The organism is Mycobacterium sp. GA-0227b, assembly GCF_001499855.1.
GTDB lineage: Bacteria > Actinomycetota > Actinomycetes > Mycobacteriales > Mycobacteriaceae > Mycobacterium.
This window is the reverse complement of sequence record NZ_LQIK01000017.1, coordinates 1-10,204: the sequence shown is the minus strand read 5'-3', so window position 1 is coordinate 10,204 and position 10,204 is coordinate 1. Positions and strand designations below refer to the sequence as shown.

General features: G+C 66.0%; 9 protein-coding genes and 1 pseudogene. 4 read left to right on the top strand and 6 right to left on the bottom strand.

All coding sequences use genetic code 11. The features are described from left to right. Nucleotides 1-317 (top strand): hypothetical protein (locus tag AU185_RS25455; protein WP_216636417.1); only part of this gene is annotated, 317 nt, incomplete at its 5' end. A 225-nt stretch (nt 318-542) separates the two neighbouring features. Here the strand turns inward: AU185_RS25455 and AU185_RS13300 are convergent. From AU185_RS13300 to AU185_RS13290, 3 genes are all read right to left on the bottom strand, one after another. After that, nucleotides 543-1,313 (bottom strand): Abi family protein, encoded by a 771-nt coding sequence (locus AU185_RS13300; protein ID WP_059100277.1) that lies wholly within the window; start codon nt 1,311-1,313, stop codon nt 543-545. Nucleotides 1,314-1,503: 190 nt separating this feature from the next. Beyond that, entirely contained in the window at nt 1,504-2,292 is a 789-nt protein-coding gene (locus tag AU185_RS13295; protein ID WP_059100276.1) for a hypothetical protein, read from the bottom strand. Between the two features lie 226 nt (nt 2,293-2,518). Next, nucleotides 2,519-3,790 carry a hypothetical protein gene (locus AU185_RS13290; protein ID WP_059100275.1) on the bottom strand — a complete coding sequence of 424 codons (1,272 nt, stop codon included), beginning with the start codon at nt 3,788-3,790 and terminating at the stop codon, nt 2,519-2,521. Between the two features lie 118 nt (nt 3,791-3,908). Between AU185_RS13290 and AU185_RS25155 the strand changes: the two genes are divergently transcribed. Beyond that, the gene (locus tag AU185_RS25155; protein ID WP_156425516.1) at nt 3,909-4,133 is read left to right on the top strand and encodes a hypothetical protein; all 225 of its coding nucleotides are present in this window, start codon (nt 3,909-3,911) and stop codon (nt 4,131-4,133) included. A 50-nt stretch (nt 4,134-4,183) separates the two neighbouring features. Here the strand turns inward: AU185_RS25155 and AU185_RS13285 are convergent, their stop codons facing one another. Beyond that, on the bottom strand, nt 4,184-4,768 hold the full coding sequence (locus AU185_RS13285; protein WP_082683882.1) for a recombinase family protein: 585 nt from the start codon (nt 4,766-4,768) through the stop codon (nt 4,184-4,186). Nucleotides 4,769-5,425: 657 nt separating this feature from the next. On the opposite strand from AU185_RS13285, the gene AU185_RS25620 reads away from it, so the two are divergent. Both AU185_RS25620 and AU185_RS13275 read left to right on the top strand, forming a co-directional pair. Continuing rightward, a complete protein-coding gene (locus tag AU185_RS25620) occupies nt 5,426-5,626 on the top strand; it encodes a hypothetical protein (RefSeq protein WP_231740352.1) in 201 nt (66 codons plus the stop codon). Further along, nucleotides 5,626-8,082 (top strand): EspK C-terminal domain-containing protein, encoded by a 2,457-nt coding sequence (locus AU185_RS13275; RefSeq protein ID WP_059100278.1) that lies wholly within the window; start codon nt 5,626-5,628, stop codon nt 8,080-8,082. Before AU185_RS25620 ends, AU185_RS13275 begins: the two co-directional genes overlap by 1 nt. 222 nt (nt 8,083-8,304) lie before the next feature. Here the strand turns inward: AU185_RS13275 and AU185_RS13270 are convergent, their stop codons facing one another. Then, nucleotides 8,305-8,520, bottom strand: a complete 216-nt coding sequence (locus tag AU185_RS13270; RefSeq protein ID WP_059100272.1) for a hypothetical protein — start codon at nt 8,518-8,520, stop codon at nt 8,305-8,307. Nucleotides 8,521-8,632: 112 nt separating this feature from the next. Next, nucleotides 8,633-10,204: pseudogene (locus tag AU185_RS13265) on the bottom strand (MobF family relaxase); the annotation flags it as partial.

Below are 10,204 nucleotides of genomic sequence, written 5' to 3'. Positions count from 1 at the left end.
GATCACCCATCCAATCTGATCGGGTGGCCTACTTTTCAACCGTCGCGACTGGCCGGATCTTCAACCGTCGTCAACACCGGCTTTTTTTGTGCCCGCTTACTGGTCGGGCACTTTCTGTTGGTACACCTCGCAAGGAGGTAAATTTGGTCGTCTCGGACGCGTGGAATCTGGTCTGGATTCTGCTTGTACTGGTGATGGTCAACCGGGCGGTGTTCTGCCGGCGCGATGAGCCGATGGAACGCATTCTCGCCTTCCTCAAGGGGCTGGCCGAGATACTCGACGCGGTCGCGACCGCGCTTCGCGAGTGGCGGCGCTAGTCCCTCCCCGAATGAGCGCGCTTTTCGCCGGAAGAAGCCTGCCGATGCCGCCCTAGCCCACCTGCGCGCCGGGACGACCACCCGTCAGCAGTCCCGCACGCGCACACCCCCGTTGGCTTTCGCCTCGCAGTCGTCGAATCTCGATTCGACGCGCGGGGCTTTTTCATGCCCAGATACGGCTGAGGCCGACCTCATCGCGCGAGCCGCCCCGGTAGCGGGGCCTGGTTACAGCGCTTGATCCGTCGGAGGATCACCGGGTTCAGGTGATTCCTGCGCGACGAAGCTGCGGTACCGGTTCACTACTGCTGTGACTTGCTGGTTGCCTCGGATGTAGTCCGCGAGGGCGGGGTCGATGAATCCGGCGAGGGCAATGATGTTGTCCAGGTTGTGGTTCGGGTTGAGAGTGAAGATGTGTTCGTGGTGGGCGATCCGGTTGCGAAGTAGCTCGAAGGTGCGCAGGCGGTTACGCAGTGGACCAGCCGACGTCATGCCCGGTCCGTAGTGCGGGAAGGCCTTATGGAGGAATGGCCGCCAGAGCTTTGTGAAGTAGTCGTAGACGTTCGCGTGTAAACGGGGGATGCCTTCACCGACGAGGGATACCCAGAACCCGAGGCTGAGATCGGCGACGATGTCGCCGCCGGTGGGTTCCACACGGGGCTGACCGGCGGGGTTGTTCTTGCGGTCGAACGCTTCGATCGACTTCTTGACCTTGTCGAGTTCCTTGTCGGTCAGGTGGATGCGTGGGCGGTCGGCGAGAACTTCGGGGTGCCAGCCCTCTTCGCGTGTGACGCCGAGGTGGGAGCACAGCTGCGAGTCGATGGCGTTTCGGATGGCGACTTCGACGAGGGCGATCGATGGCCAGTACGCCGCGGAGAGATCGCAGTTCCACATGTACAGCCGCGCGGCGCGTGCCGTGTCGCCGCGGGCGGCCGCTCGATACCGCTGGTAGCGGGCGGGGGAGATCAGCTCTTCGAGCGGGATTTCGTGGGCGTCCATGGTTCAGGCCCTAGAAAGCGTTTTGCCCTGAGGGGCCAGACACACCATTGCTGGTGCCGGGAATGCCTCAGGGCTTACGTCAATAACTGTACACCCGAAACGGGGTTTGGTGATGTGACGATGGCCATTCGTTGCCGCCGCAGACGGCGGGATGCACCGCTCGACCAGCGGAAAAGGAGGTGCTGAGCTGTCATGCACTGGCGATCTTCGGGACGACGCGGAGCCGGCGCTTCTCGATGCGGCCGAACGGCGGCACCAACGTGTAGTTGTAGACCTCGGTCGTCGGGATCTTCTCCAGTGGAGTGGGCTTGTAGCTGATGGAGAGGTTCAGCAGACCGACCTCGCGCAGTTCCGCCAGGCCCCGCTGTGCGCTGGATTCGCTGATCCCGTACCACTCGGGTACCCGCTCGCCGGGCAGGATGAAGCCCGGCCCGAGGGTGGAGCCGACCAGCAGCATCGCCTTGGCGGCCAGCGTCAACGTGCGGTACCAGGCCTGCTCGTCGGTCCAGTACTCGAACGGGAGCTGGAAGTAGCGATTGGCGACGTCGCGACCAGACGGTGCGGTGTAGTCCTCGCGGCTGCCGTCCTCCCGCAGGGAGGTGAAGACCGCCCTGCGGCCGGTCTTGCCGCGGGTGATGAGGCCGTACTTCTGGTCGAGTCGCCGCCAGGTGCGCGAGACGACGGCGGCACCGTGGTCCTGGTCGGTTTCAACACCCAGCATGCGGGCCCAGACCCGAGAGAGCAGGGGCCGGCTGGTCCAGGGTTCCGCCGAGACCAGGGCGCGGTGCAGCAGGAACAGGTCCAGTGCGCGGTCGTCCTGCGCGCGAACCATCTTGTGGAGCGGGCCGGGGACGGGATGCTTTTGATCACCCCCTTGGACGAAACTGTTCCGAATGTTGACCCGCTGCGACGTGCGGGCGGAGGCCTTCAGCAGCGCCTCAATGGCGGCCTGCTGGCCGGGGATAGGTGCGTGATTCATGGACTCATCATGCCAGGTCACTGCGGGTCAACCTCCCGGCAGCAGCCCTGATACTTGCCGTGACAGAAGGAGCTATAGAACAACATCTAATCCCCGTCTGAGTACCTGTCGAAGTACCCGTCGAATCACCGGAGCCACTTGCCGGATGCCCTTGTCCTTCATCATCACGACCTGGGGTCCTTGATGGTGGGGCCGCGGGGTGATAGCCCACTTCCTTGTTTCAGGGTCAGTTCTGGTCGAAGAAGCGTGCCGCCTGATCGCGAATGCGTGCGAGCCGCTTCGATACGGCGCTGTGGCTGCTGTAACCGAGGATCTTGCCGACGTCGGTCAGGGAGGTGACTCCGCTGCGCAGAACGACCACCACTTCGCGGTCGCGGGGGTTGAGCAGGGTCAGGAAGTCGCTGCACGCGAGCTGGCCGATGACTTCGGTCTCGGGCCCGTGAACCGGCGTGGTGTCATCGAGTTCGACGAAGGTGACGCTGACCTTCGAGCGCTTGTGGTTGAGGGTGCGGTCGAAGTCCTCCTTGGCGTGTGACCACCGGTCGGAGAAGTCGTCGTGGACCCGGTGGGAACGCACGGCGTCGAGGATGTCGCGCAATCGGCCGGTCTTGTCCGCGGCGTCGACGGTGCGCTCGACGAACTCGGCGGCTTCCTGTTCCCCGGCCCACAGGTCAGAACCCACGCGGGGGCCGCCAGCGGTGACGCCTTCGAGGATCTCGCCGTTGCTCAGCCGTACCGGGCCGGTAGGGCCATCGGTGTCGACGATCGGCCAGGTCCGCATCTCGTCTTCCATGGCCTCGGTCACCGGGGGAACCCAGAAGTCGAGGTTGTGCGCCAGGATGCGGATCGGGTCGTCCTTGGTGAAGGCGATCCGCGGCGAGCCGGGCATGAGGTGACGCCAGACCGTGGCCCCCCACGCCCGTGATAGGCGCTGGCCGAAGTCTGCGGGCAGGTAGGGGTCCGGGTTGGTCAGCTCCGCCCAGAACGGCCATTGACCAGCAGTAAGCATCGGCAGGCCGAACCGGTCCAACATGGCGCGGGGGAGCAGGTGAAACAGGGGTGCGTAGTCGTAGTAGCGGGTCTGCGTGCGGGGAATGAACACGATGTTGTTGTCACCGAGATCGGCGATGCGCGCCAGGTCGGGAGGTAACGTCGCGAGGCCGTCAGCGTCAGCGTCGGTGTCGTCGTGAAAGAAGCGGCGCCGGAACTGGGCGGCCTCCCACAGTGCATTCCACCTGGCCACCGCGAAGATCCTGGCCCCACGGGTTTCGAGGTCGGTGGTGGTGCTGCTCGACATGGGGACGCTGACGTATTCCGGGCGGTCCGGCGTGTCCGGGCGTATCACCGCCTGGAAGAAGGCCATCCCGGCCGACATGTTCCACATGCGCGGGTAACGGTCGAGACTAGCGAGGGCGTCATCGGAATCCAGAAGCACGTTTTGGCGAGAGTCGTAGTCGTCGCTGGAGTCGGTGGTGGTGTCGTCAGACATGGTGGTCATACCTATCTCACGACACTGCTTCACCGATCCGTTCCGAATCCGAACTGGAATTTCTCTATGTGTGGGGCGCCCGCTGTCGTCAGCGCCGAGACCGTCGAGTGCTCATTAACCTGACGTGATGGGATCGCCAACACCACCTCCCGATCAGCCCTCCATCGAGCACCTGATTGACGAGTACAGCGAGTGGAAATCGGTTATGGAACGCGAGCCGGACGATTACGGAGCAGTCGCAAAACTGGTTGCCTTGTACAAGTTCGCGATTGCCAACTATGCCAACCCATTATCAGAGCTTCTGCTCGACGCGATCGCAACGATGGAGGCCCCCGAGGTCGAGCAGCAGTAAGGGAGAGGCATCAGCGATCGCTCACCCCGAGAGCGCCGACTCGTCACTTGTCAGGGTGCGACGCCTGCGCCGAGCAGCGCTTCGTGGGAGCGCTGCGCCAGGCAGCGGTAGACGCTGGAGCGGGATATGTCGAGGGTGCGCGCGATTTGGGTGCGGGGGGTGCCGGCCTCGTCGAGGGCTTGGACGGCGGCGATGGTGTCGGCGGTGAGGCCGGGACGGCCGGGGTGTCGACCGGCCGCGCGGGCTGCCGCGACTCCGGCGGCGGTGCGTTCGGCGGCGATGGCTCGCTCGAATTCGGCGACGGCGCCGAAGACGTGGAAGATCAGCCGGCCGCCGGCAGTGCTGGTGTCGATGGCTTCGGTGAGGGAGCGCAGTTCGATGCCGCGGTCCTGGAGGTCGCTGGCGATGGTGAGCAGGTGAGGGAGTGAGCGGCCGAGACGGTCGAGCCGCCAGACCATGAGCACGTCACCGCGGCGGGCGTAGTCGAGTAGCGCGGCCAGCTCGGGGCGATCATCGCGAGCGCCGGACATGCGCTCGGTCCAGATCCGTTCGGCTCCGGCCTCCGTCAATGCCTTTGTCTGCATGTCGGGGGACTGGTGCAACGTCGAGACTCGCGCGTATCCCAGCAGCGTCACCGGCAGGTCCTCACTCGTCCAGGGGGCACGGTCTTCTCAGGCCCAACCAGGGCCGCTTGCGGACCTGGGCGGGAGCCGTCTGTGTCCTTTAAGGGGGTCCCCGTTCTCGCCGGTCTGGGACAGGATTCTGGGACACCGAACCGGATGCATCGGCGCTGGTCGCCGAACTGCAGTCAGTCTGTACCTTTTTAGGTCACTTTAGACACACACCATGGGGTACGCGTCGAATTGCTCGGTGTTGCCTATAGGTGACATGAGCTGCGCAAACTCAGGTTTTGAATGTGGCTCCGGCTGTGGCTCGATGTCCGCCAGTCGCGATACGGTCGTCCTATGACGATGGGGTACCGGCGGCCCCACCGCACCGGGGTGGCCGTCGCTGCGACAGCACTAGTGCTCGCTGCCGGCGCAGCGGCGACCAGCGGCCTGGCACTGGTCCGCACAGTCGAACCTGCGCAGCACACAATCAACGTGGTTGCACCCCCGCCGGCCACCTATAGGCCCAGCGAAGTTCAGGCGGCGAAGTCCGCTGCATGCTCTGCGTGGGAACGGTCAGCACGATCAACGGCTTCGGCTAGTAGGGCGAGTGCCGAAGCTCTGGAGCAGAGTTGGCGTAGTCCCGAAAGCGTTGAGGCGCTGGCGGCAGAGAAACGAACCGGAATGACTGCCGTCTCTTACCTGCGTTCTCAAATGAGTTCTGCGACACCGGTTTCGACCGAGAGGCCGCTGAACGATTGGATCGACGCCCGCATTGACATGCTGCACGCATTGAACATGAGGAACTGGGACCAAGCAGATCGCGAGCAGCAGCGCGGCAACGATTTGATCGGTGTCATCAGAACTGAATGCGGGTTGCGCTGATGCCGGCCACTGGGGGATCTGCGGGTTCATATGGGCGGCTGATTGTCACGCCGGACATGGAACCGCCCGATCCCTCGCACTGGGACGCCCAGGAGCAGACCTGCCGAGCTGGCGCGACGGCGTGGGACGGCATCCACCAGAAGATCGTCACCGACAACGCGCGGTTTCGCGATGCCGCCGATTCCCAGGGCTTCGACGAAGCACACCGCGACGGTGCGGTGTTGGCCGAGGAAGCCAAGACGATCGCCGAATGGCACGACAAGTGCGCCAACAAGTGCGCCAACATTGCCACGGTGCTACGTGACACCCGTGCAGGCCAAGAACAGCTGATCCGCGAGGCTGATCCAAAAATCGCCGCTGCGAAGCTGCCTGGCGAGGCGGAAGCTCTCGTGGCCGAGTACCACGGCCTTGCCATGTACCAAACCGAGGCGGGAGTTACGGCCGCGATGGCCGCGCACACCTCTTTCAAGAAGAGCAGCGAAAACACCAGAGCCCTCAGCCTTTTGACGAAATGGGGAGAGGTCCCCGCCGCGCCACCCGCCCAGCCCCTCGACCAACCGTCACCGGGCATCGCCCAGGGCGACGATCCCTTGAGCGACACCAAGAAGCCCACAGCCGGCGAGGACGCGCCAAGGCCACCTGCAGACGCACCGACCGACAAAGCAGGTACCTCCGTCACGCAGTCTGGGATGTCTCCTGGCGTCGATGCAGGGACGAGCCGAACTGCTGTGGGCGATGAGGGACTCGCGGCGTCGGGGCCGGTTACTCAGGCGACACCTGGAGCGGTTGCTGCGCCGCGGCCGGCGACAGCTTCCCCGCTGGGCGGTGGTGGTGTGCCGTCGATGGGCGGGCTGGGCAGCGGCGGTGGCGGGATGGGTTCCGGTGGCGGGATTCCAAAGATGCCTGGCGGCCTGGGCAGTAGCGGCATGCCGGGGGCGGGGTCTAATCCGCTGAGTGGCGGTGTCGGTCAGATGCCCGGCGCGGCCGGTGGGTTGCCGAACTCGGGAGCCGTGTCAGGCGCGGACCGCGCGTCGCCGTTGTCGTCGGCGTTCAACCAAGGAATGGCGACTACGGCGGGGATGGGCGGCGGAGTACCGGCTGCACCGCCTCCAGCCTCGGCGAGCCCGTCACCGGCCCTATCGGCCGGTGGTGGGCATGCGGCACCCCCGGTGGCGGCGGCCCCCGGTGGGGGCGTCTCGCCAGCCGCCGCACAGCCCGGCTTGGTGTCCCCAGCGGCCCCGGCTGCCGCACCTACCGGGGCGAGCGCAGGGACCGGTGGCGGTGGTGCGCCGATGATGCTGCCGCCGGGTTCGATGGGTCCCCCAGCGGGTGCGCCGCCCCCGGCGCCGACCGTGCCGGCGGGCACGGTCGGCTCAACGAACACCACGGTGGCGTCTGCCCCGTCCGCAGCGGCGGCTGCGGGCCCGACACTGATCCCGGCCAGCGTGGTGGCCGCGGGCCAGACAGCGGCTGCCCAGGAGCGCCGCGAGTCGGCCGACGCGGCGGCGGCCAAGGAGTTGGCGTGGAGGCTGCAGTGCGCGGCTGAAGAGGTCAAGTATCCGATTGAGTGGGCGGTAGGAGTCTTCCGCTCCCCGAGCGGCACGGAAACCGTCATCACCTCCAATGACGGGGCGAGTTACATTCCGGCGGGTGTGTTCGTTCCCCGCTCCGTGCGGGTGCTGTCCTCAGATCCGTTGGTGGACGGCCATTTTCGGCAACGCTGGTTCGGGTGGGGGGACCCGGCGCGTGTGCTCATCGAGTACGCGCAGCTGCGAGCTGAGATGGGATGGCGTCTGGTCGCGGCCGCGACGACAGGCGTGGTGAATGTGTTGCGGGATGCCGGGGTCGAACACCCGCCCTCGTGCACGCGCCTGACCAACCCGTGGCGGCAAGAGGGCGTCGAGGTCCCCGCTCCAGTCCTGGACGGCATGCACGAGCACCGCCTGGCGGTGCTGTGGCCTGACGTGTACCCACGGCTGTTGCGCGTCATGACGGCCGACCCGATTTTTCAGGACCGCATCGTCGCGGGGGTGAGCGCATCGTTGATGCACTCGGCGACCACTCAGGCTCAGGCGGTCGACGACGGCATTCCCGACTCGATTCGCCAGGTCTGGATGGCCAGGGGCGGTGACCGCGAACCAACCGTGCAGCAGTGGGCGGAATACGACGCCGAAGCCAAGAGTTTCAACGCCACCACGGCGATCTTCCGGCCGGCGTTCGTCAACGGCTGCAGCGCCGATCCCGGCGACACCCTCCAGGAGCGGGCCAGGTACCGGGCGCACTGGCTGGTTGCGCGTACCGCAGAGCACATCGGCGGGTGGTCCAGGCGTCCGCTGCCGCTACCCGACATGTGTTACGCCGCGGCCGCGACCGGTGACGTCCCTCATCTGCGCGACGTGATCGTCAGGGCTCTCGTAAGTGTCGAAGAGGACCTCCAATACGAGGTCCCTGGATGACGACACCAGATGGTGCGGACGGCGCAGCTTGGAGAGTCGAGCTAGAGCGCCGGCACGGGATGCTGGCCCGGACAGCCCGTCGCTAACGCTGCGCTGACCCCTGCTTATCCGTGAATGCAGAGACGCCACTAGCTACACCATGCCTCCGAGTATGTGGCACCGAAGCTGTCGAAACCGAAGCTGCGTACTCTGCCTACAAACCTCCATGGGCACGGGCAGTTTCTAAAGTTCGCGGCGGCTGACGAGGATGTCGCGCGCGGTGCGTCGCTCGGCGTCAGCGACTTCGCTGTTGAATGTGCCAGCCAAACGCGCGTACGCCACGTTAAGGAGATCGTCGTTAATCTCGCCGGGCTGGCCTGCGACCGCTCGGGATTGGTCGGGTGAACTTGACACCATGTCATCAACGATATGTCGGGTGCGTTCAACACCGCCGTACATCTCGTCGACGCTCGCGGCGGCCTAGTGGCCGCCGCCCATCGAATCTGCCCTGTTCCGCACGCCGTGCATAACGTATCCCACATGAAGGGCAACGACTGTAGAGGCGGGGCTGCTAGTCGTCGATGCTGGCGCCGAGGGCGTGTTCAGGGTCCTCAACCGCCGTCACGCGGGTGCGCCATCCCAAGGCGATCTGACGGCGCTGGGCTGCTCGGACGGCGCGCGCGGCGGCGTCGTACTGGGTGAGCACCTGGCGCCATTCTTCGCCGAGGTGGGTGCGGCCGAGGCGGTCGGCCAGTGTGACCGCTGGCACGGGGTCAAGGGGCGGGTCTGCAGGTGCGGAGGGCGCGGTCGTGAGGGTGGTGCTCCACGGCAGGGAATGGGTGAGCAGGCGCAGTGCTGGGGAGCCTGCGCCGCGGCTGGTGTCCGGATCGAGCAGGATGACACGAGCGTTTGACGCGGCGTGGCGGGCGATGTCGGCGAGCTGGTCGGGCTCGGCGATCGCGGGGTTGTCGATTACGACGATGGCTCGGGGCGGCAAGGCCCACTGCTGATCGCTGACTTGGCGGTGGGCGTGACCGATGGTGGTGATGGTGTCGGCCAGCTCGGCGTTGCGTGCTGGTGCTGCCCCGGTGTCGGTGGTCGAAAGCCAGAGCACTTTGCGGTCGTTGGCATTAGCGGTGCTGCGCAGGGTGTACAGCGCCGCGGCGGTTTCGCGGTCTGTGGCGTCGGCTCGGACGACGCTGAGCCGATACGGCTGAGCCGCCAACGATTTGAGCTGCTCTGCGGTGTGCGGCTCGTGTGCCGACAATGCCGCGGCAGGGATGACTAGGGGAGTGCCTGTGAGGTCGAGGTGGCCGGCGACCTCGAGGAGGGCGACCTCGTTGCGCGCCGATTCGAGCAAGCGGTCGAGTGTGTCGGAGGTGGCGGTCTGGGCGGTGGCGAACGCCGCGGCCACGTCTCGGTCGGCCCGTTCCAGCTCGCGGCGCAGTACCCGGCGCCGCTCGCGCAGTTCGGCGCGGGCGGTCAGGTCGGCGTGTTCGGCGCGGCCGCGCGCGGTGACGATGTCGTGCTCGGCGACGATCTTCTGGCCGCCGGCGGCCGCGGTGCGCGCAGCCTGAGCGTCGGCGAGGGCCTGCTGGAACTGCAGCGAGGGCGGCTCGTCCGGGAGTAGTTCGTTATAGAACGCGACATGTTGCCGGGCTGAGGCGATGTCGAGTTCGTCGGCATCGGGGGCGGCGCGCAGGAGGTCGAGCTGGGTGCGGGCGTGCTCGATGAGGCGAAGGGTGTCGTTGTAGGCGGCGTCGGCATCCGCCCACTGCTCCATCACCGCGGCGACGGCGTGGCCGTAGGGTCGATCGGCGTCGACTTGGCGGCGCATCCGCAGCAGCTCGTCGGCCGCAGCCCGAGTAGCGGGGCCATTTCCGGCGCGAATTTCTGCGTCCAAGGTTTTGATTGATTCGCAGACCTCGCGGTATTCCTGCTGCAGTGTGGTGACCAAATTCATGGTGATGCCCAATTCCGGTGCGGGTCGGTTTGCTGAAAAGTCTTTGAATTGCAATTCTCCGATTTCTTCGGACGCGTATTCAAATGGGCCTTCGGGCGGGGCGGTGTCGAAATGGTTGTCGAAGGGTGGGGCTTGGTCGATGTCGGCGAAGGGGCTTTCGGGGTCGGGCGGGAAGAGTGC

Bases quoted from the DNA above. Each gene is read 5' to 3' on its own strand.
- AU185_RS13300 (WP_059100277.1), bottom strand. From the start codon at position 1,313: ATGGACGCCCACGAAATCCCGCTCGAAGAGCTGATCTCCCCCGCCCGC.
- AU185_RS13295 (WP_059100276.1), bottom strand. From the start codon at position 2,292: ATGAATCACGCACCTATCCCCGGCCAGCAGGCCGCCATTGAGGCGCTG.
- AU185_RS13290 (WP_059100275.1), bottom strand. From the start codon at position 3,790: ATGACCACCATGTCTGACGACACCACCACCGACTCCAGCGACGACTAC.
- AU185_RS25155 (WP_156425516.1), top strand. From the start codon at position 3,909: ATGGGATCGCCAACACCACCTCCCGATCAGCCCTCCATCGAGCACCTG.
- AU185_RS25620 (WP_231740352.1), top strand. From the start codon at position 5,426: ATGACTGCCGTCTCTTACCTGCGTTCTCAAATGAGTTCTGCGACACCG.
- AU185_RS13275 (WP_059100278.1), top strand. From the start codon at position 5,626: ATGCCGGCCACTGGGGGATCTGCGGGTTCATATGGGCGGCTGATTGTC.
- AU185_RS13270 (WP_059100272.1), bottom strand. From the start codon at position 8,520: ATGTACGGCGGTGTTGAACGCACCCGACATATCGTTGATGACATGGTG.